This window comes from Stutzerimonas stutzeri (genome assembly GCF_000952685.1).
In the GTDB taxonomy this organism is placed as follows: domain Bacteria; phylum Pseudomonadota; class Gammaproteobacteria; order Pseudomonadales; family Pseudomonadaceae; genus Stutzerimonas; species Stutzerimonas stutzeri_E.
The window spans coordinates 129,942-153,425 of the sequence record NZ_JYHV01000034.1 but is presented as its reverse complement, the minus strand read 5'-3'; the positions used below and the strand labels follow the sequence as shown (position 1 = coordinate 153,425).

21 protein-coding genes are annotated in these 23,484 nt (G+C 62.7%); 6 read left to right on the top strand and 15 right to left on the bottom strand.

The features are described 5' to 3' along the window. Positions 1-30 precede the first annotated feature (30 nt). The gene (locus UF78_RS17800; protein WP_045163553.1) at positions 31-372 is read right to left on the bottom strand and encodes a zinc ribbon domain-containing protein YjdM; all 342 of its coding nucleotides are present in this window, start codon (positions 370-372) and stop codon (positions 31-33) included. Positions 373-505: 133 nt separating this feature from the next. After that, positions 506-988, bottom strand: coding sequence for an acyl-CoA thioesterase (locus tag UF78_RS17795; protein ID WP_045163552.1), 483 nt, complete (start codon positions 986-988; stop codon positions 506-508). Positions 989-1,320: 332 nt separating this feature from the next. On the opposite strand from UF78_RS17795, the gene UF78_RS17790 reads away from it, so the two are divergent. Further along, a complete protein-coding gene (locus tag UF78_RS17790; protein ID WP_045163551.1) occupies positions 1,321-2,001 on the top strand; it encodes a c-type cytochrome in 681 nt (226 codons plus the stop codon). 20 nt (positions 2,002-2,021) lie between these two features. Here UF78_RS17790 and cynS read toward each other — a convergent pair whose 3' ends face one another. From cynS to UF78_RS17765, 5 genes are all read right to left on the bottom strand, one after another. After that, a complete protein-coding gene (cynS, locus tag UF78_RS17785) occupies positions 2,022-2,471 on the bottom strand; it encodes a cyanase (RefSeq protein WP_045163550.1) in 450 nt (149 codons plus the stop codon). A gap of 103 nt (positions 2,472-2,574) precedes the next feature. Further along, a complete protein-coding gene (locus tag UF78_RS17780) occupies positions 2,575-3,336 on the bottom strand; it encodes a phytanoyl-CoA dioxygenase family protein (RefSeq protein ID WP_045163549.1) in 762 nt (253 codons plus the stop codon). 208 nt (positions 3,337-3,544) lie between these two features. Further along, positions 3,545-7,198 carry an AAA family ATPase gene (locus UF78_RS17775; protein WP_045163548.1) on the bottom strand — a complete coding sequence of 1,218 codons (3,654 nt, stop codon included), beginning with the start codon at positions 7,196-7,198 and terminating at the stop codon, positions 3,545-3,547. Then, positions 7,195-8,430: an exonuclease SbcCD subunit D C-terminal domain-containing protein gene (locus UF78_RS17770; RefSeq protein WP_045163547.1), complete on the bottom strand. Its 1,236-nt coding sequence runs from the start codon at positions 8,428-8,430 to the stop codon at positions 7,195-7,197. The genes UF78_RS17775 and UF78_RS17770 overlap by 4 nt, the downstream gene beginning before the upstream one ends. Before the next feature lie 931 nt (positions 8,431-9,361). Then, positions 9,362-10,234 (bottom strand): helix-turn-helix transcriptional regulator, encoded by an 873-nt coding sequence (locus UF78_RS17765; protein WP_045163546.1) that lies wholly within the window; start codon positions 10,232-10,234, stop codon positions 9,362-9,364. Positions 10,235-10,566: 332 nt separating this feature from the next. Here UF78_RS17765 and UF78_RS17760 point away from each other — a divergent pair, with 332 nt between their 5' ends. Further along, positions 10,567-10,782 (top strand): hypothetical protein, encoded by a 216-nt coding sequence (locus UF78_RS17760; protein ID WP_045163545.1) that lies wholly within the window; start codon positions 10,567-10,569, stop codon positions 10,780-10,782. A 35-nt stretch (positions 10,783-10,817) separates the two neighbouring features. Here the strand turns inward: UF78_RS17760 and UF78_RS17755 are convergent, their stop codons facing one another. Genes UF78_RS17755 through UF78_RS17740 form a run of 4 tightly spaced genes read right to left on the bottom strand, consistent with a single transcriptional unit; the run spans position 10,818 to position 13,421 of the window. After that, positions 10,818-12,146, bottom strand: a complete 1,329-nt coding sequence (locus tag UF78_RS17755; RefSeq protein WP_045163544.1) for a sensor histidine kinase — start codon at positions 12,144-12,146, stop codon at positions 10,818-10,820. Then, positions 12,143-12,808 carry a response regulator transcription factor gene (locus tag UF78_RS17750; RefSeq protein ID WP_045163543.1) on the bottom strand — a complete coding sequence of 222 codons (666 nt, stop codon included), beginning with the start codon at positions 12,806-12,808 and terminating at the stop codon, positions 12,143-12,145. Before UF78_RS17750 ends, UF78_RS17755 begins: the two co-directional genes overlap by 4 nt. After that, the gene (locus tag UF78_RS17745; RefSeq protein ID WP_045163542.1) at positions 12,808-13,113 is read right to left on the bottom strand and encodes a PepSY domain-containing protein; all 306 of its coding nucleotides are present in this window, start codon (positions 13,111-13,113) and stop codon (positions 12,808-12,810) included. The genes UF78_RS17750 and UF78_RS17745 overlap by 1 nt, the downstream gene beginning before the upstream one ends. Beyond that, a complete protein-coding gene (locus UF78_RS17740) occupies positions 13,113-13,421 on the bottom strand; it encodes a PepSY domain-containing protein (RefSeq protein ID WP_045163541.1) in 309 nt (102 codons plus the stop codon). The genes UF78_RS17745 and UF78_RS17740 overlap by 1 nt, the downstream gene beginning before the upstream one ends. 161 nt (positions 13,422-13,582) lie before the next feature. On the opposite strand from UF78_RS17740, the gene UF78_RS17735 reads away from it, so the two are divergent. Next, positions 13,583-13,942 carry a copper-binding protein gene (locus UF78_RS17735; RefSeq protein ID WP_045163540.1) on the top strand — a complete coding sequence of 120 codons (360 nt, stop codon included), beginning with the start codon at positions 13,583-13,585 and terminating at the stop codon, positions 13,940-13,942. Between the two features lie 103 nt (positions 13,943-14,045). Here the strand turns inward: UF78_RS17735 and UF78_RS17730 are convergent, their stop codons facing one another. Both UF78_RS17730 and UF78_RS17725 read right to left on the bottom strand, forming a co-directional pair. Continuing rightward, the gene (locus UF78_RS17730) at positions 14,046-15,857 is read right to left on the bottom strand and encodes a thiamine pyrophosphate-requiring protein (RefSeq protein WP_045163539.1); all 1,812 of its coding nucleotides are present in this window, start codon (positions 15,855-15,857) and stop codon (positions 14,046-14,048) included. A gap of 189 nt (positions 15,858-16,046) precedes the next feature. Next, entirely contained in the window at positions 16,047-16,832 is a 786-nt protein-coding gene (locus UF78_RS17725) for a DUF899 domain-containing protein (protein WP_045163538.1), read from the bottom strand. 178 nt (positions 16,833-17,010) lie between these two features. Between UF78_RS17725 and UF78_RS17720 the strand changes: the two genes are divergently transcribed. Then, positions 17,011-17,898, top strand: coding sequence for a pseudouridine synthase (locus UF78_RS17720; protein ID WP_196298693.1), 888 nt, complete (start codon positions 17,011-17,013; stop codon positions 17,896-17,898). A 126-nt stretch (positions 17,899-18,024) separates the two neighbouring features. Here the strand turns inward: UF78_RS17720 and UF78_RS17715 are convergent, their stop codons facing one another. Then, positions 18,025-19,608, bottom strand: a complete 1,584-nt coding sequence (locus UF78_RS17715; protein ID WP_045163537.1) for a peptide chain release factor 3 — start codon at positions 19,606-19,608, stop codon at positions 18,025-18,027. A gap of 451 nt (positions 19,609-20,059) precedes the next feature. On the opposite strand from UF78_RS17715, the gene UF78_RS17710 reads away from it, so the two are divergent. Then, positions 20,060-21,223, top strand: a complete 1,164-nt coding sequence (locus UF78_RS17710; protein WP_045163536.1) for a type III PLP-dependent enzyme — start codon at positions 20,060-20,062, stop codon at positions 21,221-21,223. A 142-nt stretch (positions 21,224-21,365) separates the two neighbouring features. On the opposite strand, the gene UF78_RS17705 is transcribed toward UF78_RS17710, so the two are convergent. After that, complete coding sequence (locus tag UF78_RS17705; protein ID WP_045163535.1) at positions 21,366-22,058, bottom strand: SIMPL domain-containing protein; 693 nt, start codon at positions 22,056-22,058, stop codon at positions 21,366-21,368. Between the two features lie 149 nt (positions 22,059-22,207). Here UF78_RS17705 and UF78_RS17700 point away from each other — a divergent pair, with 149 nt between their 5' ends. Next, on the top strand, positions 22,208-23,461 hold the full coding sequence (locus tag UF78_RS17700; protein WP_045163534.1) for an ATP-binding protein: 1,254 nt from the start codon (positions 22,208-22,210) through the stop codon (positions 23,459-23,461). The last annotated feature ends 23 nt before the right edge of the window (positions 23,462-23,484 follow it).

The window sequence follows — 23,484 nt, the reverse complement described above, 5'->3', positions numbered from 1 at the left end:
CTCTGATGCTGGCCTGTAGGCGTGTGCTCGTCAGACCTTGCGTACGAACTCGGACTTCAGCTTCATCGCGCCGATGCCGTCGATCTTGCAGTCGATGTCATGGTCGCCATCTACCAGGCGGATGTTCTTGACCTTGGTGCCGACCTTGACCACCAGCGACGAGCCCTTGACTTTGAGGTCCTTGATCACTGTAACGGTGTCACCGTCCTGCAGGGTGTTGCCCACCGAATCCTTGATTGCCTTCTGCTCATCACCAGTCGGCTCGGTCGCGTTGGCAGACCACTCGTGCGCACACTCCGGGCAGACCAGCATCTGGCCGTCTTCGTAGGTGTATTCGGAGTTGCATTGGGGGCAGGCTGGCAGAGCGCTCATGGCGAATCCTCGGATGGCGGATGCGAAAAGCCGCGGATTGTATAGGGTTTTTTTGCTGCCGTTGCGGTCTCGCTTCACAGGCGCCGCCGTCAGGTCCCGCGATAACGTTCGCGGGACGGTGCGTTTGCTCGCCTCAGTAGTCGTCCTTGATCGCCCGGTAGCGCTCTTCCAGCTCGCGACGAATCTGCCGGCGGTGCTGCGCCTGGGCGAAGCGGCGCTTCTGATCGGGGGTTTGCGGCTGCAGGGTGGGCACAGGCGCGGGGCGACCGTCTTCGCCGACCGCCACCATAGTGAAGAAGCAGCTGTTGGTGTGGCGAACGGTTTTCTGCCGGATGTCTTCGGTGATGACCTTGATGCCGATTTCCATCGAGGTGGTCCCGACATAGTTGACCGAGGCGAGAAAGGTCACTAGCTCGCCGACGTGCACGGGCTGGCGAAAGTTGACCTGATCCACGGACAGCGTGACCACGTACTGCCCGGCGTAACGGCTGGCGCAGGCGTAGGCGACTTCATCGAGGTACTTCAGCAGCGTGCCGCCATGGACGTTACCGGAAAAGTTGGCCTTGTCCGGGGTCATCAGTACGGTCATGGTCAGTTCGGCATGTCCATCTAGCATGGTGCGCGGCTCGTGCTGGCAAAAAGGGCCGCTACTTTAGTCGAATACGAGGCGGCTGTGTGCATTGCGCATGCGACGGCTTCAGTTTTATCTCATCGGGTCAATGTGGCAATAACGCGCAGTGTGGCGCATGGGGCATCGACGAGATGCGGCGGTGCGGTGTGCGCTATTTCGGAGCGATACGCACGATGAACAGTGCGAACGAATTCCCGATGCAGGCCGGTGTGCGCTGCAGTGTGCGTCTTTATTGACTTGAGCCAGTGTCGAGGCTGTTTTTCTCCTTATAGTCCGGGCTGCTACGCGTTTCGATATTCACCCGTGCCGGACCTCCCATGCGCTTATTCATCCTTGTTCTGCTCAGTTGCCTCGCTCCTTTCGTCCACGCCAGCGAGGAGGCGATGGAGCGCTTCCGATACCTGATGGACGATACCGCGCGGCGTGAACAGGCCTATGCAGCCGGCCAGGAACGCATGCTGTTCTGCGGCTATTGCCATGGGGAGAACGGCAACAGCAAGCGTCCGCATATTCCCAACCTGGCCTCGCAGAATCCGGTCTACCTGTTCCACTCGTTCGAGAAATTCGCCAACGGCGAGCGCATCGACTTCGTGATGTCGAAGCTGGCGAAGAACCTGACGCTCGAAGACCGCGTCAACATTGCCGTCTATTTCAGCCAGCAGAAGGTCGTGCCCTCCGCAGTTACCGGCGATGCGGCGCAGATCCAGCGTGGCGCGGCGCTGTTCCAGCGTACCTGCACCGGTTGTCACGGCGCCCATGCGCAAGGCCGGGAGACCATACCGCGGCTGGCGGGGCAGCCTGCCGAATACCTCAGCAAGGCGCTGAACCGTTTCCGTACCCATGACCCGAGCCGAGCCGATTCGGTGATGATCGGCATCGCCGACAAGCTGTCCGAGGCGGACATCGAGGTGCTGGCGGCCTATCTGACGCAGCTGCGACTGAGCGAGGAACAGGAGCAGCAGGCCAATGCGCAACTGCTCGGCACGAACGTGCCCTGAGGCCCTGCCTCGCTGATCGGTCAGTAGCTCTTGTAGGGCAGGAACTTGCCGGAGAGCACCACATTGACACGGTCTCCTTTAGGATCCGGTTGGCGCTGAATGTTCATGGAGAAGTCGATGGCGCTCATGATGCCGTCACCGAATTCTTCATGGATCAGTTCCTTGATGGTGCTGCCATAGACGTTGACCAGTTCGTACCAGCGATAGATCAGGGGATCGGTGGGCACCGTGGTCGGCAGTGAGCCTTTATAGGGCACGATCTGCAGCCAGGCCACGGCCTCGTCAGGCAGCTCGAACAGCTTGCCAAGGGTTTCCGCCTGAGCCTTGTCGAAGGCCATCTGGCCCAGGCAGCCGGCTGTCGTCCACTCCTTCGACATGCCCATGGACTCGGCGATATCGCCCCATCTGAGGTTTTTCCGCACCTTGGCGGACACGATCATTTGGGTGACTTGGCTGCGGCAGGAAATCATCGGCGATACCTCTCGAGGTGGACTGGCGAGTCGGACTGGGCGGGCCGCATGCGGCGGCCGGTCTGTCCTGCTTTGCAGAAGCTATGCCAAAGGGGCTGTACGCTCAGTCGTATTCCGAGGCCTCGTGCTCGCCCAGCAGGCGTCGCTGCCGGGGTGTGGCCGCCCCCAGCACGTCGGGATTGAAATGCCACTGCAAATAGGGCGAGAACTTCTGCGCGACCATGCGCCGGCCGTAGTGCACCTGCAGCAGATAGCGGCTGCGGTCGGCGGTGCGGTTGCGGCTGCCGGCGTGCCAGAGGTCGCTGCGAAACAGCAGGACGTCGCCCGCATCGCAAAGTACCGGCTCCGGCTCACGGCCCTTCCAATCGGTTTCGCCCATGCGCGGTTTACGGCCGGCGCGGTGACTGCCGGGAATCACGCGGGTGGGGCAGAGGTCCGCATCGATCCGGTCGAGATAGATGTGCGCCGTGCAAACCTGCATCGGTAGCCTGAAGGTGGGGTCGGCCAGCAACGCCTCCGGCAATTCCATCGCCAGGTAATCGGCGTGCAACTCACCACCGACGAAGCCCGGATGGCTGCGCCAGGCGGTTTGGCCGATCACATGGCAGTCCGCGCCTAGGCAGGCTTCGACGAGCTCGATGACGCCTGGCAGGTCGAGGTAGGGCAGCCAGAGTGGGTCGCGATTGAAGACGCATTTGTAATGGTCATCCACCAGCCCTTGATAGTCCCAATGGATAGGTTCGAGGCGGTCGATGGCGGCGCGCACCTCGTCGATCTGCCGTGGCTGCAGCATCTCGCGCAACAGCACGTAGCCTTGTTCGTGCATGGCACGCAGCGCGTCGGTGGTGGGTTGGGTTCGTGGCATGGCGGCAGGCTCGGCGGGGCTCAGATTATCGACAGCTTGTTGAAAGCTTGGGTTCGTATGCTGCCGCCGTTCGCGATGACCTGTTGTCGCGGCAGGCGCACGGCCACAAGCGGTGGGCCCGTTTCACCCTTCCTCGTGCGGAACCTGGCGGCGCCGCCACAAGCGACGTCTGCCGGTTTCGTTTTCACTTCGCACCAAGGCCGGTTGCTCAGCCGCCCCCTCCGGTGATCCGCAGGCCGCTCTGGCCGCTACCCTGCCGTTGCACCTGGATCTGCACCGGAATCCGTTCATGCATTTGCGCCACGTGCGAAATCACCGCGACCTTGCGGCCCTGGGCTTGCAGCGAGTCCAGCGCGTCCATGGCGATCTGCAGCGATTCGGGGTCGAGGCTGCCGAAGCCTTCATCGATGAATAGCGATTCGATCTTCAGCTTGCTCGACGCCATCGACGCCAGGCCCAGCGCGAGTGCCAGCGAGACGAGGAAGGTTTCGCCGCCGGACAGCGAATGCACCGAGCGCAGCTCGTCGCCCATCTCGGTGTCCATCACCAGCAATCCCAGCGGACTGCCGCCGCGCTTGAGCCTATAGCGCCTGGCCAGCTGGCGCAGTTGCACGTTGGCATGCTGCACCAGGAGGTCGAGGTTGTAGGCCTGGGCGATCTTGCGGAAGGCCCCGCCGTCGCTGGTTCCGATCAAGGCGGCAATACGCCCCCAGCGCTGGCTTTCGGCGGTCGCGTCGGCGATCTGCTGGAGCAGCGCCTGGCTCTGGTTGCGCCGGCGATCGTCGTCGAGCAGTGCGGCGCGGGTTTCGGTGCTGCGCTGCTCGGCCCTGTCGCAGCTGGCTTGCTGACTACTGAATTGGGTTTCCAGCGTTTCGGCGTCCGGTGGGTTCGTCTGTCCAGACTGGTGTGCCTTCAGCCTCTGCTCGCAGCCGTCGAGGCGCTCGCGACCACGGGCGAGCTGTTCGGTGTTGGCACGCAGACGTTCACGCGCTTCGGCGAGCAGCGTGTCGTCCAGCTGCAATAGCTGCTCCAGGGTTGCATCGTCCAAGTCGGGATGCGCGGCGCGCCAGCTCGCGAGTTCTTCGCTGAGCGTGCTGCGCTCGGCCAGCAGCTCGGCACGGCGCTGAGCGCAATTGTGCTGCTCGCCCGCGAGCCGGGTCAGCTCGAGGCGCGCCTCGTTCAGTTGCCGGTCGATTGCGGCCTGCTGATGACGGGCGAGCTGGATGGCCTTTTCCAATTGCTGCTGCCAGGCCTGGGCGCTGGGCTGTTCGCCGAGGCTTTCGCGCAGGCTCTGGCGACAGGCCTGTTCCCGTTTTTGCAGCTCGGCGAGACGGGTGGTGCAGGCCTTGTGCTGGTCGAGGCGATGCTGTTGTTGTAGCTGCTCGCGCTCCAGTGCTGCCTGGCGCTGCTGTTGTTCGTCTGCCAGCTCGGTCTGCTGCTCGAGCTGCTGGCGTCGGGCCTCGACCTGGCCGTCCAGTTGCATGAACGTATCGGCAGGCGCCTCGCGCCAGCGCGCGAGCAGGGCGGCTGGCATCAGATCGGCGAATTCGGCCAGCTCTTCTTCTAGTCGCGCGTTGTCGCGGGCGATGGCATCGCGCTGCCCGGCCAAGGCCTGGGTGGCCTGAACGCAGGTTTCGCGGGCCCGCTGCGCAGCGTTCAGCAGTTCTTCGCTGCGCTGTTGCAACTTGAGCAGCTCACGTTGACGGCTATTGGCGTGGGCAATGTCGGCCTTGAGCGTGGTCAAACGGCTGTCGAGCCAAGATTGGCGATCCGTTTCCGCCTGGCTCAGCAGGTCGGAATAGCTGGGCAGGGCGCAGAGTTGAGCCTCCAGCTTCGCCAGCTCATCGGCGATTTCCCCCTGTCGCTGACCGTTCTGTTTGATCCCGGTGGAGAGGACGATGTGCTGATCGCGCAGGGCTTGCAGTTTTTCGTCCTGGGCGGCGAGGTGGCGTTGCGCCTGCTCGACTTCGCCCTCATCGTGCTGATCGAGGGCGGCGAGCAGCGCGTCGCCGTCGTGCCAGGGATGCTCGGCGCTGCCGCATACGCTGCACGGCTCGCCCGGTACCAGCGCGGCGCGCAAGGCCTCGACGTTGGCGCTACGGGCCAGGCGCTGGCGATCCAGCAGCGCCTGCAAAATCTTCAGCGTCTTCTCCGCTTCGTCGCGCTCGCCGCGCGCCAGCTTGCCGGCCTGGGTGAGGGCATCGAGTTCGTCCTGCTGGCGGCCTTGTTCGCTTTGCAGAGCGCGCTGCTGATTGGCCAACTGTTGCTGGCGAGACCATAGGTTGTGCAGGCCTTCAAGTCCGCGCTCGGCCTTGCGGGAGGCTTCGAGTCCAGTCGTCAGTTTGGCAAGCTGCTCGCCGAGGCTCGTTTCACCGCCGATTTGCTTCTGCAGCTCTTCGAGCGCCTGGCGGGCCGTGGTTTGCGCGGCTTCGGTAGCAATGGCGGTGGCTTCCAGCGCCGGCAATTCCTGTCGACCTTGTTGCAACCGAGCCGCAATCTGCACCGCTTGTTGCAGGCGTGGCCGGTAGCCGCTCCAGGCTGCGCACAGCGGTTGCAATTCGGCGCTGCGCATGAGCGATTCGACGAGAGCGCCGAGCTGCGTGGCCGTCTGTTCCTGTTGCTGGCGCAGCTGGGCCAACGTTGTGTCGCCGGCCTGGCTCGCCAGTTCGGCTTGTTCGGCTTGCTCGCGCGCTTCCCGCAGATCGTTGTCGAGGTGGCTCAGGCGTTCTTCTTCACGGCGAGCCCGCGCGAGCCCGGGCTCGGCGGCTTTGTGCTGCTGTTCGGCGGTTTTCAGGGCTTCGGTCGAGGCGCGGCAGGCCTCTTCCAATTGCCCGACGCGGCGCTCCACGTCCGTGTGCTCGCGCTGATGGCGCGCCAGGGTCTCGTCGACCTTGGCCAACAATGGCGCCAGTTCACGTTCACGAATAAAACGATGGCGTTGCGGTGCCAACTGGTCGAACAGCCCGAGAATGCGCCGGGCATCGGCTAGGTTTTGCTGCTCTTCTTCGGCCTCGGCGAGCTGGCGCCGGGCATTGTCGCGCTCGCCTTGCAGACGGGAAAGGTCCTGCAACCATTGGCGCTGTTGCTTGAGCGCTTCGAGCTGCTGTTGCAGGGTCTTGAGTTCGGCCTGTTGTTGCTCATGCAACGCTTCCAGCGCTTGGCGCGCCTCGGGTTCCAGTGGCTGTACGCCGCCGGCCTGTTGTTGCAGCGCAGCCAGCGCTTCGCGGGCGCGCTTGGCCGCTTCGAAGGCAGCCTGGCCCAGGCGGCTGTAGAGCCCTGTGTCAGTGAGCTTTTCCAGCAGGGTACCGCGGTCGTTGTCGTCGGCCTTGAGAAACGCCGAAAACTCGCTCTGGGCCAGCAGCACCGCGCGGGTGAACTGCGCCAGGGTCAGGCCGAGCTTGGCTTCCAGCAGCTCCTTGAATTCACGCTTCTTGCCGCTGGCCAGCAACTGGTCGCGGTCCAGGTCCAGCAGGCTCTGGTTGCTGGCCTGCAGACGGCCGTCGACTTTCTCGCGGGCGCGCTTGACCTCCCAGCGGGCGCGGTAGCGATGCTGGTCGACGCCGACGAAATCCACCTCGGCATAGCCACTGGCGCAGCCGCGGCGCAGCAGGTTGCGTTCGTCGCCGCTGCCGATCTCGTCGTTGCCGTCAGGCACCTTGCTCAGCAGCGAGGCGCCGTCGAGTCGTGGCGTGCTGCCGAACAGCGCCAGACACAAGGCATCGAGGATGGTGCTCTTGCCCGCCCCGGTGGGCCCGGTGATAGCGAACAGGCCGGCGCTGGCCAAGGGTTCGGCGGTGAAATCGATCACCTGCTCGCCAGCCAGAGAGGCGAGGTTTTTCAGGCGGATGGCGAGGATCTTCATTTGCCGTCTCCTTCGCTGGCGAACTCGACGCTCTGCAGCAGACTGGCGAAATCGTCCAGCGCCTGCTCGTCCGGCGGGTTGCCGAACTGTTCTTCCCAGGCGCGGGCGAAGAGTTCCTGTGGCGTGATCTGGTCGAGGCCGAGCAGGACCTCCGAGTCGGCCTCGCCGCGTTTGCCGGCGTATTCGCTGGCGATGCGCACCAGGCGGCAGGCCTTGCCGGCGAGCGCCACTTCGATGCGCTGGCGCAGGTCGGGCTGAGGCTCGTCGAGCTGCACCCGTACTTCCAGCCAAGGCAGGTTCTCGGTGAACAGGCCCACCGGCGGTAGGGCTTCGAGTTGACTGATCACCTCGGCCAGCGGGGCGCGGCCGATGCGGATCATCGCCACCGCGCGTGGCACCGGCAGGCTTTCAATCCGGCTCAACTGATCGCCATCGAAACTCACCAGCAGCACCTGATGCGGGTAGTTGATCTCGCCGAACGACAGCGGCAACGGCGAGCCGCTGTAGCGAATACGCTCCTGTCCGGCGACCTTCTGCGGCTTGTGCAGGTGACCCAGGGCGACATAGGCGACGGGTTCAGGAAACAGGCTGGCCGGCAGCGCCTCGGCATTGCCGATGACGATGTTGCGTTCCGAATCCTCCGACACTGCGCCACCGGCCATATGCGCGTGGCTCATGGCAATCAGCGCCTGGCCGGGCTGGCGCTGCGCTTCGGCCGCGGCAATCAGGTGCTGGTGCACATGGCGGATGCCGACCATGTAGTCCTCACCCGCCTCACCGCCGGTAACCTCCGCCGGGCGCAGAAAGGGCAGGGCGAGGCACCAGCCGGCGACCCGGCCCTGGGCATCGTGCAGCGGCACCAGCAAGCGGCCGTGGTCGAGTTGATGGTCAGCCAGCCAGCTGATGCGGCCGATAGCGTGGGCGTTCAGCCGTCGCATCAAGGGACCTGGGAGTTCGATGCGCCCGCCAGAATCGTGGTTGCCGGCGATCATGACGATGTCCAGCTGCGGCAGCTTTTCGTGGGCGCGGACGATGAAATCGTAGAGGCGCTCCTGCGCCTTGAGCGGCGGGTTGACGGTGTCGAAGATATCGCCGGCGATCAGCAGCGCGTCGGGCTGATGGGCGATCAGTTGGTCGAGCAGCCAGGCGAGGAACTGCGCATGTTCGTAGTCGCGGTCCTGGCCGTGGAGGGTTTGGCCCAGGTGCCAGTCGGAGGTGTGGATCAGGCGCATACGAGGGGTCTTTTTTCGTTGGAGTCGCGGCGGGGCGCGACTGGATGCGAGGCTGGGCGCAGAATTTGCGAGATGCTTTTGTAGCCGCGAGGGGCGCGCCGAGTCCTTGCTTGCGAGGTCTTTTGGCCTTGGCTTTGTCTTTGGGTTCGCTGAGTGATACCCATTGGCTGGGTTGGCTGGGGCATTGGTTTCGCCCTGCTGGGCGAGTCCCTTTTGGCAGTCGCCGGATGGCCGACCCCGCCCAAAGGAACCAAAAGGTCTTGCCCCTGCATCCGGGTCTCACTTCGCGAGACTTCCCTCATTCCATCCGCGCTCCGGGGGGCGGCGTACAAGGGCCATCCATGGCCCTTTACGCCTCTCGCGGCATCCATGCCGCTCGCTCCCCTCCGCGCGGATTCCATTCGGCCTCCTGAAAGGGGCGTTCGGCGTCGTCTGACGGCCTGTTCGTCCTCAAATGAGGAAGGCGCTTTGTTGCTGTCGCTGCTGAAAAACTTCCAGACGCCTCGGTCCCGAGTCCCCTTCACGAGGCCGAGCGTAGGCGTTGCGTAGGGGGACGCGAGGCATGGACGCCGAGCGAGGAGTGATGGGCCAGGGATGGCCCTTCGCGACGCCCCCCGGAGCGGCGCCGGAGGGAGGGAAGTTTTGCGCAGCAAAACCCGGATGCAGGGGTGGCCTTCTTTTTGGTTACTTTTTCTTGGCCACACAAGAAAAAGTAACGCGCCGTGCGAGGCGCAACCTGCAGTGACGACCGATGAAAGTGCGGCGCCGAACTTCGGTGTCGAAGCCGGTAATGCTGCGCGCCCAAACGCGCCCCTATAAAAAGCCAAGAAGCGATATATCTCCCGGCTCGTTGCCGTCCCCCTCGCAACCGGCCAGACGGGCGAAGATGGACGGATAAACTCGCCTCTATGCACGACGCTGCGCAGCCGAGTCATGTGTACAACCACCCCTTCAACCCCTGCAGATTCCTCACCTGAATCTGCTGCGCCGCTGCATTGGCCTGCACGGTGTTGGGATCGATCTGATACCGCTGCAGCACGTATTGCACCAGCGCACCGCGCGTTTTAATCAGTAACTCACCGTTCTCCATCCCATAATCGGTTGCGATGATCGCCTTCTGTTCCGGCGTCAGGCGCGCATCGGGCTCGATGATCACCTCGACCGGCGTGTTCCAGGCCTCGTCGGTGTCCTGGGTGTTGTCACTTTCATCCATCAGGTCCGGCTCGCCGCGAAAGCGGCTGAGCACGAAGTCGCGGAAGCCGCGGTTCTTCTCGCAGTAGGCGCGCACGTGCCAGCGAGTTCCGGTGAAGACCAGGGTGTGCGGTGCCATCACACGGATTTCGACGTCGGGGTGGGCGAGGGATACGTATTCGGTTTCCAGCCGCAACCCTTCACGGCAGGCTTTCAGAATCGGCCGCAAGACTTCCGGGCGGATGCTGCGGTCAGGCATGTGCAGCACCTCGGTATGCGCGTAGGCCAGCGCCAGGCCTTCGATATGCGGCGCGCGGTCGCGGTTCTGGTCGAGCAGGTGCAGGTAGGCGCCGGCGCTGCCATCGATGAACAGCGGGGTGAACCCCTTGCTTGGCTTGTAGCCCTTCAGATGGCGGTCATATGTAAGGTTTTTCGGCGCATGCTCGTTCAGGTAGGTGTTGATGTCCTTCGAAGCCTGTTGCCGGCTGATGCCGAAACTCTGCATCAGGTGTCCGGTCGTCAGACGACCTTCCCACCAGGCCACCGTCTCGATCAGGCGATAGCGCAGCGCCAGGTCCCAGCGGATCTGGCTGATCGATTGCTTCCTTTTCATGTTCGCCTCATCTGCTGGAAAACTTTACACGCGACTATCGGGTGGCTCGACGTGTCGCGCGAAGCTACATATATTCGGGGCGTACATCAAGCGAGCCAAACGAGGACGATGACACCATGAGCCTGTTATTGAATGCGCTGCTGCTTTCCGCGACTGCCTTTGCCGGCATGGGTGTTCTGGCCTGGCTGGCCTACGGCAGAGGCGAGGGAAAGTGAACCCGGGCGGACGCGCTCGTTACAGTTTTTTGTCGACCGACAGTCATCCGATGAGTGGTTCGGAATCTCCGAGTGCATTGCCAGGTCTTTGTTTCAGACTCAGCGCACGAGGTCTTCATGAAAACCCTGTCCCGTCACCTTGCCGACAACTTTCCGGCTGACTACAAAACTCGCGTGGAGCCGCAGGACGATGGCTATCTGGTCGTTCGCGTCGGCTACCCGATCAACGGCACCGAAGCCATTCGAATGGTCTCCGGTCGTCAGGTACAGAACGGCCTGTTGGTGGAAACTATCCTGGAAGATATGCGTAACGAGCTGGCGCGCGGCCAGTAAAAACCTCGCCGATCCGTCTGTTCCTTACCCCCTGGTTATTCTTTGCGGCGCGGCTGCGTCGACAAGTGAACGCTTGCCCGCAAACCGCCGAGCGAACTTTGTTCCAACGATAGCCGACCGTTCCAGGCGGCCAGAATATCCCGCACGATGCCAAGCCCCAGCCCGTGTCCTTCGGCGCGCTCGTCGAGGCGAATACCGCGTTCCAGTACCGCTTCGCGTTGGTCTTCTGGAATGCCCGGTCCGTCATCTTCTACCCGAATGAGGTAGCCGCCCGGCGTCCGATCGATGCTCAACAGCACTTCCGAGCGGGCGAATTTGCAGGCGTTGTCCAATAGGTTGCCGAGCAGTTCGAGCATGTCTTCTCGATCCCAGGGCAGGCGGCAATCTTCATGCGTGTGCCAATGCAGATGAAGATCGCGGCGGTGGATCATGTTCAGCGTCTCGAATAGCGGCGCGAGTTCTTCGGCGCAATCGAAATAGGCGCCGGGTAGCACGTCGCCGGCCAACCGTGCGCGCCCCAGCTCACGGGCGACGCGTTGCTGGATCTGCTCCAGCTGATCGCGAAGAGCCGCCTGCAACTGCGGATGAGGCTGTAGTTCCTCGTGTCGGATGAGGCTGCCGAGCACCGCCAGTGGCGTTTTCAACGCGTGACCCAGGTTGCCCAAGGCGTGCCGCGAGCGCTTGAGGGTCTCGTCAGTGTGCGCCAGCAGGTGATTGATCTGTTCCACCAACGGCTGCAATTCGAGCGGCGCCTGGATGTCCAGCTGTTGACGCTCGCCTTGCTGCAGCTGAGCGATCTGCTGGCGCGCGCGCTCCAACGGGCGCATGGCGAGCTTAACCGCATAGCGCTGCAGCAGCAGAAACACCAGCAGCGCCAAGCCGACCAGGCCCAGTCCGCCCAGACGAACCTGGGCGAAGCTCTTCAGCACGGGCGTGTAGTCGCGCGCGACGCTGATGACGATGGTCTGCCCGCCGCGCCGGTATTCGGCACGAAAGCTCAGCAGTTGCTGATCCTGCGGGCCTTCGAGGAGGTCGCTGGCCAAGCCGTTGGTGGTGGGCCAGGCCGGTTCGGCATCCCACAGCGAGCGGGATCGCCAGCTGCGCGTCGGCAGATCGATGCGAAAATAGTGGCCGGAAAACGCCCGCTGATAGCGAGGATTGAGCCGGTTCGGGTCCAGCTGGAAGCCGTCCGTGCCTTGGACCATGGCGATCAGCAGGCCCTCGGTCTCTTCCCGCAGGTCGATCGCCAGGTTGCGCCGCAGGCCGGCTTCGAATAGCCACAGACTGGTCTGCACCAATAGCAGACCGACCAGCAGCAGGCCTGAAATCAGCCCGAGGCTGAGGCTGCGCTGAATGGACTTCAAGACGCGCCGCCGAAGCGATAACCCTGGCCGCGACGAGTTTCGATCAGCTTGCGACCGAGCTTGCCGCGCAGTCGGTTGACATGCACTTCGATGACGTTGGAGTCGCGCTCGGTTTCGCCGTCATATAGATGTTCGGCCAGCTGGGTCTTCGACAGCAGCTGGCCGGGATGCAGCATGAAGTAGCGCAACAGACGGAACTCGCCGGCGGTCAGTTCGACGTCCTGGCCATCCTGGTTGCAACGCTGGCGCGCTTCGTCCAGGGCCAGCCCGCCGACCTGCAGTAAAGGTTGATTGGCCACGCCGTGGGCGCGCCGCAGCAGCGCCTGGATGCGCAACTGCAGTTCTTCCGGGTGAAAGGGTTTGGTCAGGTAATCGTCGGCACCGGCCTTGAGGCCTTCGATGCGTTCGGCCCAGGAATCACGCGCAGTAAGGACCAGCACCGGCGTGGAAACACCGCGTGCGCGCCAGGCGCGCAAGACCTCCAGCCCCGGCTTGCCAGGCAGGCCGAGGTCCAGAACGATCAGGTCATAGGGCTCGCTGCCGCCCTGGTAATCGGCGTCGCGACCATCGGCCAGCCAATCGGTGGCGTAGCCTTGGCGGCCAAGGCTGGCGATCAGTTCATCGGCCAACGGCACATTGTCTTCGACCAACAACAGGCGCATCAGTCTTCTTCGTCCTTGAGCAGGCGGCCGTCGCGCGCGTCCAATTCAAGTTCGCGGGCGACGCCGTCGGCTGTGAGCAATTCGATTTCATAGACGTAGATCCCATCTTCTTCTTCCAGTTCGGCTTCCAGCAGCCGAGCGCCTGGATAGCGCTCCATGGTGCGCTGCACGAGCGCCTCCAGCGGCATGATCAGCCCTTCGTGGCGTAGCTGCAGGGCTTCGTCCTGATCCAGGTCACGGCCCGCCGCCGGGGTGGCGGCGAGCAGTATGGTCAGGGGAACGCTGAGAAGAGTGGTGGGTCGCATCAATCGTCCTGATGGTCCTTGAGCACTTCGCCGGTCTTGGCGTCGAGCTCCATGTCCCATTGCACACCTTTGCCGTCACGCAGTTCAAGCTGATAGATGTGGCGGCCGTATTCTTCCTCCAGCTCGGTTTCCTCGACAGTGGCGCCCGGATGCTTGGCCAGCGCTGCCTCGTTGAGCTTCTCGAAGGACTGAATGGTGCCGGCATCGCGCAGCTTGAGCGCTTCGTCCGGTCCAAGGTCGCGGGCCATGGCCAGGTTGGCGCCGAGGGCGAGGGTGGCGGCGGTAATCAGGGTAGTCAGTGTTTTCATGGTTTGGTTTTCCTGTGTGGGTTTCGACGATTCACAGATTACGGAACGTGGCTTACGCGAAGCTGAACGAGCGCGATGCCGGGAAAATCGCCCGCTAGCAGTAATCGTCGAGGCGCTATTGTCCAATGCAGCGTACGTCCACCTGTCCCGGGAGGCCTGTCATGAAACCGCTTCATTGCGTCGCGCTCAGCCTGGTGCTGCTCGTTCAACCGGTAGTGGCGCAGGATCTGCTCAAACCGACGGAGCCGGCAGAAGCACCGGAAATCGACGCCGGGCCGGCTACCGAGTTGATGTCCGAGCCGGTCATGCGGGCCACTGGCACCATCGAGGCCATCGATCACGAGCGCGGCGTGGTGACCATCGCCCACGGCCCGGTCCCCGCATTGAAATGGCCGGCCTCGAGCATGGAGTTCCAGGCCAGGCGCGAGCAACTCGACGGCCTGGCCGTAGGCGACGAGGTGCGGATCGGCTTCCAGAGCGAGGCCGGTGAGGCGGCGCTTGTTTCCATCGACAAGCGCTAAAAGTCTGCTTCGCTTCAGTCCGCCTCGCCCCACCAGAATCCAAATGCGATCGGCGGTGCGGCAGGCGATGGGCTGGATGACCTGTTGGCGCCAGGACGCCCGCTCACTTCCGGTCCTTGCCCTTGTCTGCGTGACGGCCCGGCAGGACCTTGCTGAGCACCTGCTTGGCCGATTGCTTGATGATCCCGCCCTGATCCGGGTCGCCATGCAGCAACGCCGACGCATAGGCCTTGGCCTGCTCCAGCTTGATGTGCGGCGGCAGCGGCGGCACGTCGGGGTCGGTCTTGAATTCGAGCACCACCGGCCGGTCCGCGGCGAACGCCTCGTCCCAGGCGGCCGCGACCTGATCTTCACGGTCGACGTAGATGCCCTTCAGCCCGATGGACTCGGCGAAGCGGTGGTAGGGTACGTTGGGAATATCCTGCGACGCCTCGAACTTCGGATCGCCTTCCATCACGCGCTGCTCCCAAGTCACCTGATTGAGGTCCTCGTTGTTGAAGACGCAGCAGATCCACTGCGAGTTCTGCCACTGCTGCCAATATTTGGAGACGGTGATCAGCTCGGCCATGTTGTTCATCTGCATCGCGCCATCGCCCACCATCGCCACGACCGGGCGTTCCGGGTGCGAAAACTTGGCGGCTATCGCATAAGGCACGGCTGCGCCCATCGAGGCCAAGCCTCCGGACAGCGAGCCCATCATGCCGCGGCGCATCTTCACGTCGCGGGCATACCAGTTGGCGCAGGAACCTGAGTCGCTGGTGACTATGGCGTTATCCGGCAGGCGGGGCGATAGCTCGAAGGCGACGCGCTGCGGGTTGATCGGATGGGCCTCGACCATGGCGCGGTTTTCCAGCAGATGCTCCCAGTCCATGCGCCACTCTTCGACGTGCCTGCGCCATTTTCGCTCGGTTTTTTCCTGCAGCAATGGCAGCAGCGCGCGCAGGGTTTCGGCCGAGTCGCCTTGCAGATTCACCTCCATCGGGTAGCGGATGCTGAGCATGTCGGCCTTTAGGTCGATCTGCACGCCGCGCGCCTGGCCTTCCTTGGGCAGGAATTCGGAGTAGGGGAAGCCCGAGCCGATCATCAGCAGAGTGTCGCACTCGGTCATCAGCTTGTAGCTTGGCTCGGTTCCGAGCAGGCCGATGGAGCCGGTGACCCAGGGGAGGTCGTCAGGCACCGCGGCCTTACCCAATAGCGCCTTGGCTACCCCGGCACCGAGTTTCTCGGCCACGGCGATCACTTCGTCGGTGGCGTTCAGCGCGCCGGCACCCACCAGGATGGCCACCTTCTCGCCGGCATTGAGCACTTCGGCCGCGCGTTGCAGATCTGCGTCGTAAGGCACCATCTTCGGTCGGGTGTAACCGACACCCGAATGCACGGCGCCGTGGGCCCGCGGCGGCTCGCTGTACTCGGCCTCCTGCAGGTCGTTGGGCAGAATCACCGTCGCGACCTTACGCTCGCCCACCGCGGTGCGGATCGCCCGGTCGATCAGGTGTCTGACCTGGGCGGGTGCACTGGCCTGTTCGACGAACGCGCCGGACACGTCCTTGAACAACGCAGGCAGATCGATCTCCTGCTGATAATGGCTGCCCAGCGCAGTGCGCGATTTCTGCCCGGTGATCGCCAGCACCGGCATGTGATCCAGCCGCGCATCGTAAAGGCCGGTGATCAGATGCGCGGCACCTGGGCCGGATGTGGCGATACAGACGCCGAGGCCGCCGCTGAACTTGGCGTCTGCCGCGGCCATGAAGGCCGCCATCTCCTCGTGCCGAGCTTGGATAAAGCGAATCTTCTCGTTGGCACGATTGAGAGCGCCGAACACCCCGTTGATACCATCGCCGGGGTAGCCGTAAATGCGGCGAACGCCCCATTGGTAGAGGCGTTCGATCACGTAGTCACCCACTGTCATTGCCATGGAAACCTCGCTTGATTCGGCTGTGAACTCTTCAGACCAGTAGGGCTGGGGTATCGCAGGCGCCCAAACAATCACAGTACGCGTGGGATAAGCGGCTTGGGCAGCCCTAGAACATGCCTGGTCGTTCTAGTCTGGACCGGGTAGTGCGGTGAGGGTTTCCCGAGAATTCCTTGCGGCGACGGCGAGCGTTCAGGTGCGATGGCAGCAATCCGCCGATCCCCGATGGTCGCTTGAGCTGACGCGCCCAGTCGAGTCGACCCGATCGTCGCTGTCGTAACGGTCGTGATGGCGAACCCAGTCGGTCAGGTTATGTTGCGGCCCGTTTTCGTTACGCCCATTGGGTGTCATATCGAGCAGCACATAGCTGCCGAGCAGCTCTTCGGCACCACGCCCATAAGCGGAAAAGGTGTGGAAGATGCGTCCGTCCTCGTCGCGATAGAACACGCTGAAGCCCGACAGCTCCTCGCAGACGAACGGCTGCCAGGTGAAGTTATAGAAGACCTTGCCTTCGACGATGTCCTCGGGATCGAACGAGACATGAAAGTCGCGGTTGAAATCGCTGCCAGCAGACGATACCCAGCGGACTTGCCAGCCCATGCGTTGGCGGAAGACTTCGAGCGCCGCGAAGGGCGCCCGCGACACCGCGGCGAAGCTGACGTCATGGTGGGTCAGGTGCACCAGTGCGCCTTGCAGATGGTCCATCTCGAAGGAACAGCCGACGCAGCCTTCCTGCCAGTCGGGGCCGAACATGAAATGCTTGATGATCAGTTGGCTGCGCCCTTCGAACAGCTCGGCCAGGCCCACCGAGCCGTGTGCGTCTTGGAATCGGTAGTCTTTGTCCACCAATGCCCAGGGCAGTTCGCGGCGGGCGGCTGCGAGGGTTTCGCGCTGGTGGGTGACCTGCTTTTCTCTGAGCAGGTGTTCGCTGTGGGCGGCCAGCCATTGCTGACGGGAAACGATCGGATGGTTGTTCATCGTAAACCTCCGCTTGCGGGACGAGCGAATGAAGCATCGATGGTTTTCGATGCATGCTCGGATGGTCGATCGACACCGAGCCAAATCGACACCACCAATGGTGAAATCGATATGAACCGACGGTCGGCACGATGCAGTCGGGTATCATCGCTGGCCAATTCCCATGTGCGTCGTCGTCATGTCCGCCACTGCCCACAACGCCCGCAGCACCCTGCATCTGCCCCAGGGCGACTGGCCCTCGGTGCTCGATTGCTTATGCGCGCATTTCCCCGCGATTGATCGCGCCACCTGGCTGGATCGCTTCGCCAGAGCACGCGTGCTGGGCGCCGACGGGCGGCCGCTCGCGGTTGATCATCCCTATCAAGTGGGGCTGAGGGTTCACTACTTTCGTGAAGTGCCGGAGGAAAAGCCGATTCCCTTCGCGGAGCAGGTGTTGCACCTCGATGAGCATCTGCTGGTGGCGGACAAACCGCATTTCCTGCCGGTGATGCCGGCCGGCGAGTACGTCAACGAAACCCTATTGGCGCGTCTGAGCAAACGTCTGGGCAATCCCGATCTGGTACCCATCCACCGCATTGATCGGCTGACTGCCGGGCTGGTGCTGTTCTCCACCAATCCCGAAAGCCGTGGCCGCTATCAGGCGCTGTTTCGCGAGCGCCGGATCGACAAGCGCTACGAAGCGATCTGCCCGGCGCTACCCGCTCTCGACTTTCCGCGGCAGGAGCGGTTGCACATGGTCGAGGGCGATCCGTTCTTTCTGATGAAACAGGGTGATGGCGCGCCCAACAGCGAGACGCGTATCGAGGTGTTGGAGCGCCGCGGTGCGTTCTGGCGCTACGCACTTTTCCCAGTGACTGGACGCAAGCACCAATTGCGTTTGCAGATGGCCACGCTGGGAGCCGGAATCTGCAACGATCCCTTTTATCCGGAGCTGATCGAGCGCAGTCGTCGTGATCAGGACGACTACGCCAACCCGCTCAAGCTGCTGGCACGCGGCCTGGAATTTCGCGATCCGCTGAGCGGCGAGCCACGCCACTTCGAGAGTCGCCTGGCACTGGATTGGTAGAGGGATTCGAATCGTGCGACGGGATGCGCAGGCCGCGGTGTCTTGCCTCGCTGAAGGCCAATCCCGCTGGTAACTTCAGGCGCCACTCTCGTAGGCACCAGGCCGGTGCCTACGAATGATCGCCTGTCAGTGATGCTCGCGCGTCGCCCTGAATTTCACATCCGGCCAGCGCTCTTCCATCAGGCTCAGGTTGACCCGGGTCGGTGCCAGATAGGTGAGGTGGCCGCCGCCGTCGAGTGCCAGGTTCTCGTAGGCCTTGTCGCTGAATTCCTTGAGCTTCTTCTCGTTGTCGCACTCGATCCAGCGCGCCGACCAGACGTTGATCGCCTCGTAGGCGCACTCGACCTTGTATTCCTCCTTCAGGCGGCTGGCAACGACGTCGAACTGCAGCACACCCACCGCGCCGAGGATGATGTCGTTGTTGCGCTCGGGGAAGAACACCTGGGTCGCGCCTTCTTCGGCCAGTTCCTGCAGGCCCTGGCGCAGCTGCTTGGACTTCAGCGGGTCCTTCAGGCGTACGCGGCGGAACAGTTCCGGGGCGAAATGCGGGATGCCGGTGAAGCCGAGGTTTTCGCCTTCAGTGAAGGTATCGCCGATCTGGATGGTGCCGTGGTTGTGCAGACCGATGATGTCGCCGGCCCACGCTTCTTCCAATTGCTCACGCTCGCTGGAGAAGAAGGTCAGGGCATCGGCGATACGGATGTCCTTGCCGATGCGCGCATGGCGCAGCTTCATGCCTTTTTCGTATTTGCCCGAACAGATGCGCATGAAGGCGATGCGGTCGCGGTGCTTGGGGTCCATGTTCGCCTGGATCTTGAAGACGAAACCGGTGAATTTGTCCTCGACCGGCTCGACAACGCGCTCGTTGGCGGCACGCGGCAGTGGGCGCGGTGCCCAATCGACGACCGCATCGAGTACATGATCGACGCCGAAGTTGCCCAGCGCGGTGCCGAAGAACACCGGAGTCAGTTGGCCGCTGAGGAACTCGTCCTGGTCGAACTCATGACAGGCACCCTGGACCAGCTCCAGCTGTTCGACGAAGCGGTCGTATTCGTCGCCGATATGTTTGCGCGCCTCGTCGGAGTCGAGCTTCTGGATGATCTTGACGTCGGTGCGCTCATGCCCGTGGCCCGGGGTGTAGACGATGATGTAATCGTCCTTGAGGTGATACACACCCTTGAAGTCGCGGTAGCAGCCGATCGGCCAGGTGATGGGCGCCGCCTTGATCTTCAGAACCGCTTCGATCTCGTCGAGCAGCTCGATGGGGTCGCGGATGTCGCGGTCGAGCTTGTTGATGAAGCTGACGATGGGCGTGTCGCGCAGGCGGCAGACGTCCATCAGCGCGATGGTGCGTGGTTCGACACCTTTACCGCCGTCGAGCACCATCAATGCCGAGTCCACCGCGGTCAGGGTGCGGTAGGTGTCTTCCGAGAAGTCTTCGTGGCCGGGGGTGTCGAGCAGGTTGATCATGTGCTCGCGGTAGGGGAACTGCATCACCGAGGTGGTGATGGAAATGCCGCGCTGCTTTTCCATTTCCATCCAGTCGGAGGTCGCGTGACGGTCGGATTTGCGCGACTTCACGGTACCGGCCACCGCAATCGCCTTGCCCATCAGTAGCAGCTTCTCGGTGATGGTGGTTTTGCCCGCGTCGGGGTGGGAAATGATGGCGAAGGTGCGGCGCTTCGCGACTTCGGCGGCCTGAGAGGTCATGGCGGTCCCGGTATTGAAAGCGTGTCGGAAAAAGCCGGCGATTATAGCGCAAAGGGCGCGCTCGGGCGCGGTCCGTCAAGGGGATTGGGATGGCTCCGCCGATCCGCAGCGGGGCGAGACGGATGGAACATCGCCGCAGCACATCTGTCGGTTTGAGTAGGGTAGGTTCGCCGATGCGGCAAAAAATGGAACGAGCGTGGATTTTTCATTGATCTGAAACAGCTGTGGTTCTACAGTTCGCGCCCGAACGTCCATGCTGGCAACGATCCATCCGGCTCAAGTACTGACGACGAGAGATCAGGATTCACCAAGTCACTGCACCTGTGCTGTCGATTTGGCCGTGATACTCGGCGACATGCCTTGGGAAGTAGGCGAACCAAAGTGGGGAAACTGATCAGGCGTTCTTGCTTACCCCTAATCCGACTTTACGTTTCCCGATTTGGAGCCATGCATGTCGATCAAGATCGAAGACTACTATTCCCGATCCACCTTCCAGAAGATGAAGACCTTCGCTGACCAGCACGAAACACCGTTCGTGGTCATCGATACCGAAACCATCGACAAGGCATACGACGATCTGCGCGCCGGTTTCGAATTCGCCAAGGTCTACTACGCGGTCAAGGCCAATCCGGCGGTCGAGATCATCGACCTGTTGCGTGACAAGGGCTCGAACTTCGACATCGCCTCGATCTACGAGCTGGACAAAGTCATGTCCCGCGGCGTTGGCCCGGAGCGCATCAGCTACGGCAACACCATCAAGAAAGCCAAGGACATCCGCTACTTCTACGACAAGGGTGTGCGCATGTTCGCCACCGACTCGGAAGCCGACCTGCGCAACATCGCCAAGGCCGCACCGGGTTCGAAAGTCTATGTGCGGATTCTCACCGAAGGTTCGACTACGGCTGACTGGCCGCTTTCGCGCAAGTTCGGCTGCCAGACCGATATGGCGATGGATCTGCTGATCCTGGCGCGCCAGTTGAAGCTAGAGCCCTACGGTATCTCCTTCCACGTGGGTTCCCAGCAGCGCGACATCTCCGTATGGGACGCCGCGATCGCCAAGGTCAAGGTGATCTTCGAACGTCTGAAAGAAGAAGATGGCATCGAACTGAAGATGATCAACATGGGTGGCGGCTTCCCGGCCAACTACATCACCCGCACCAACAGCCTGGAAACCTACGCCGAGGAAATTATCCGCTTCCTCAAGGAAGACTTCGGTGACGACCTGCCGGAAATCATCCTCGAACCGGGCCGCTCGCTGATCGCCAACTCGGGCATTCTGGTCAGCGAAGTGGTGCTGGTGGCACGTAAGTCGCGGACCGCCGTCGAGCGTTGGGTCTACACCGATGTGGGCATGTTCTCCGGTCTCATCGAAACCATGGGCGAAGCCATCAAGTTCCCGATCTGGACCGAGAAGAAGGGCGAGATGGAAGAGGTGGTCATCGCCGGCCCGACTTGCGACAGCGCCGACATCATGTACGAGAACTACAAGTACGGCTTGCCGTTGAACCTGGCCATCGGCGACCGTATGTACTGGCTCTCCACCGGTGCCTACACCACCAGTTACAGTGCGGTGGAGTTCAACGGCTTCCCGCCGCTGAAGGCCTACTACATCTAAGCCTCCGCGTTACGCAAAACGCCGCGATTTTCGCGGCGTTGTTGTTTCTGCGGTAACGGTTACGCGGCGCTGTGTATGCCCGTGCCAGGTGCAAACGAGCCGAGACCGCATGGCCTCGGCTCGTCACCGTGGCGGTGTCGAATCAGGGCATCTGCACTTCGATGACGCCGTCGGCACTGACGCTGACCTGGCGGGTTCCGGCCTCTACATCGGGTGTCGGCATCGCCTCCATGCTCTTCATGGCGAAGTTGCGCATCACCGGCTGATAACCGCCGCCGCTGCCCAGGTTGAGGTTGACTATGCGGTAGTCGGTGCCACCCAATGCCTCGGTGGCCAGTTGGGCTCGGGCGCGGAAGGCGGCGACGGCATCTTTGAGCAGGGCGTCTTCGTTCTGCTTGCGGATCGCGTCGGAAACGCTGAATTGCATACCGCCCATTTTCAGGTCCTGCATCAGCTCCCCGGTCAGCTTGGACAGCGCGGCGAAATCACCGCTTTCCAAGCGTAGTTCGGCGCGTTCACGCCAGGCGGTGATCTGCTGGCCCTTTTCCTCATAGACCGGATAGCTGCTGCGGCTGCCCTGGCTGATCACGATACCTTTCACCTGACGCGCATGTTGCAGAGCCTTGTTCATGGCCTGGGTGGTTTGCGCGGCCAGTTGCGCCGGGTCTTCATGCTGGGCCTCGCTGTACAGCGTGACATGCATGCGGTCATGAGCGACTTCGCTGCTGGCCTCGGCATGCAGCGAGATCTGGTTGTAATGTTGCTCGTCGGCAACAGCGGGAAGGCAGGCGATGCAGGCCAGCAGAGCAAGGCTGCGAGGGGCGGAAACGAACATGAAAGCTCCTGGATTCGATAGCACCAGCGGTGCGGCGCAGAGACTTTAGCGGGTTGACGGCCTCCGTGCAGGTTTTCGTGCGTCGCGTTGCCGCAGATCAGTTGTCGTTCAGGCGGCTTGGTTATACTCCCGACTCCTTTGGAGAACCCATGTACGCATCCGTTCACCTGCTGTCTGCCAGTCGCCAGAACCTCCGTCTGCTCACCCTGATCCGCATCCTCGTGCTGGGTGCTCAGGCGGGCGCGGTGGGGCTCGCCTACGCTACGCAGCTGTTCGGTCTGCCCTGGTTTCATCTAGGGGTCACGCTGGCTGTCTCTGCACTGATCTGCCTGGGCACGGCGTTGCGACTGCGCGGCCCCTGGCCGGTGACCGAGTTCGAGTACGCCGTGCATCTGGCCACCGATCTGCTGATCCACAGCGCGCTGCTGTACTACTCGGGCGGCTCGACCAATCCGTTCGTTTCCTACTATCTGGTGCCGCTTACCATTGCCGCGGCGACACTGCCCTGGTTGTATTCGGTGGTTCTGTCTGGCCTGGCGCTTGCGGGTTATACCCTGATGCTGGTGTGGTATGACCCGGTCATCGTGCCACCGGTCGATCGCACCACGCTGCTGGTCTACGGGATGTGGCTGAGCTTCGCGTTGGCTGCGGCATTGATCACCTTCTTCGTGGCACGCATGGCCGAGCAGCTGCGGCGCCAGGAACAGCTCCAGGCCCAACGGCGTGAGGAAAGCATGCGTGACCAGCAGCTGCTGGCCGTGGCGACACAGGCGGCGGGTGCCGCGCATGAGTTGGGAACGCCCCTGGCGACCATGAGCGTGCTGCTCAAGGAGCTGCGTCAGGAATACCAGCAAGCTCAGCTGAACGAAGATCTGGCGCTGCTGCAGTCGCAGGTGCAGTTGTGCAAGGAAAGTCTGCGCCAGCTTGTGCGTGCGGCGGAGGCGGACCGTCGTCAGGCGGTCGTCGAGCAGACCGTGCGCGAATGGGTCGAGTTGGTGCTACAGCGTTGGCATCTGATGCACCCTGAGGCCACCTATCGTTTCCAGTGCCTGGGCAAGGGCACCCCGCCGCGCCTGATGCCACCAGCGGATCTTGGGCAGTCGCTGCTCAACCTGCTGAATAACGCCACCGATGCCAGCCCGGACAACCTGGACATTCGTCTGGACTGGGACGCGCAGTGGATCAAACTGACCATTCGAGATCATGGCGCTGGCGTACCTCTGGCCATCGCCGAGCAGATCGGCAGACCCTTCATCACGACCAAGGGCAAGGGCTTCGGCCTCGGTCTGTTTCTGAGCCAGGCCAGCGTTACCCGCGCCGGCGGAACGGTGAAGCTCTACAATCACGAAGACGGTGGCACCCTGACCGAGTTGCGCTTGCCGCGTGGTTCGGTACGGGCCTGAATCTGACGTGACCACAATGCGAG

What these genes read in the sequence shown, in the direction of transcription:
- UF78_RS17770 (WP_045163547.1), bottom strand. Translation starts at nt 8,430, where the DNA reads ATGCGCCTGATCCACACCTCCGACTGGCACCTGGGCCAAACCCTCCAC.
- UF78_RS17700 (WP_045163534.1), top strand. Translation starts at nt 22,208, where the DNA reads ATGTACGCATCCGTTCACCTGCTGTCTGCCAGTCGCCAGAACCTCCGT.
- UF78_RS17725 (WP_045163538.1), bottom strand. Translation starts at nt 16,832, where the DNA reads ATGAACAACCATCCGATCGTTTCCCGTCAGCAATGGCTGGCCGCCCAC.
- UF78_RS17710 (WP_045163536.1), top strand. Translation starts at nt 20,060, where the DNA reads ATGTCGATCAAGATCGAAGACTACTATTCCCGATCCACCTTCCAGAAG.
- UF78_RS17775 (WP_045163548.1), bottom strand. Translation starts at nt 7,198, where the DNA reads ATGAAGATCCTCGCCATCCGCCTGAAAAACCTCGCCTCTCTGGCTGGC.
- UF78_RS17720 (WP_196298693.1), top strand. Translation starts at nt 17,011, where the DNA reads ATGTCCGCCACTGCCCACAACGCCCGCAGCACCCTGCATCTGCCCCAG.
- UF78_RS17780 (WP_045163549.1), bottom strand. Translation starts at nt 3,336, where the DNA reads ATGCCACGAACCCAACCCACCACCGACGCGCTGCGTGCCATGCACGAA.
- UF78_RS17740 (WP_045163541.1), bottom strand. Translation starts at nt 13,421, where the DNA reads ATGAAAACACTGACTACCCTGATTACCGCCGCCACCCTCGCCCTCGGC.
- UF78_RS17735 (WP_045163540.1), top strand. Translation starts at nt 13,583, where the DNA reads ATGAAACCGCTTCATTGCGTCGCGCTCAGCCTGGTGCTGCTCGTTCAA.
- UF78_RS17745 (WP_045163542.1), bottom strand. Translation starts at nt 13,113, where the DNA reads ATGCGACCCACCACTCTTCTCAGCGTTCCCCTGACCATACTGCTCGCC.
- UF78_RS17715 (WP_045163537.1), bottom strand. Translation starts at nt 19,608, where the DNA reads ATGACCTCTCAGGCCGCCGAAGTCGCGAAGCGCCGCACCTTCGCCATC.
- UF78_RS17790 (WP_045163551.1), top strand. Translation starts at nt 1,321, where the DNA reads ATGCGCTTATTCATCCTTGTTCTGCTCAGTTGCCTCGCTCCTTTCGTC.
- UF78_RS17730 (WP_045163539.1), bottom strand. Translation starts at nt 15,857, where the DNA reads ATGGCAATGACAGTGGGTGACTACGTGATCGAACGCCTCTACCAATGG.
- UF78_RS17800 (WP_045163553.1), bottom strand. Translation starts at nt 372, where the DNA reads ATGAGCGCTCTGCCAGCCTGCCCCCAATGCAACTCCGAATACACCTAC.
- UF78_RS17795 (WP_045163552.1), bottom strand. Translation starts at nt 988, where the DNA reads ATGCTAGATGGACATGCCGAACTGACCATGACCGTACTGATGACCCCG.
- UF78_RS17750 (WP_045163543.1), bottom strand. Translation starts at nt 12,808, where the DNA reads ATGCGCCTGTTGTTGGTCGAAGACAATGTGCCGTTGGCCGATGAACTG.
- cynS (WP_045163550.1), bottom strand. Translation starts at nt 2,471, where the DNA reads ATGATTTCCTGCCGCAGCCAAGTCACCCAAATGATCGTGTCCGCCAAG.
- UF78_RS17765 (WP_045163546.1), bottom strand. Translation starts at nt 10,234, where the DNA reads ATGAAAAGGAAGCAATCGATCAGCCAGATCCGCTGGGACCTGGCGCTG.
- UF78_RS17760 (WP_045163545.1), top strand. Translation starts at nt 10,567, where the DNA reads ATGAAAACCCTGTCCCGTCACCTTGCCGACAACTTTCCGGCTGACTAC.
- UF78_RS17705 (WP_045163535.1), bottom strand. Translation starts at nt 22,058, where the DNA reads ATGTTCGTTTCCGCCCCTCGCAGCCTTGCTCTGCTGGCCTGCATCGCC.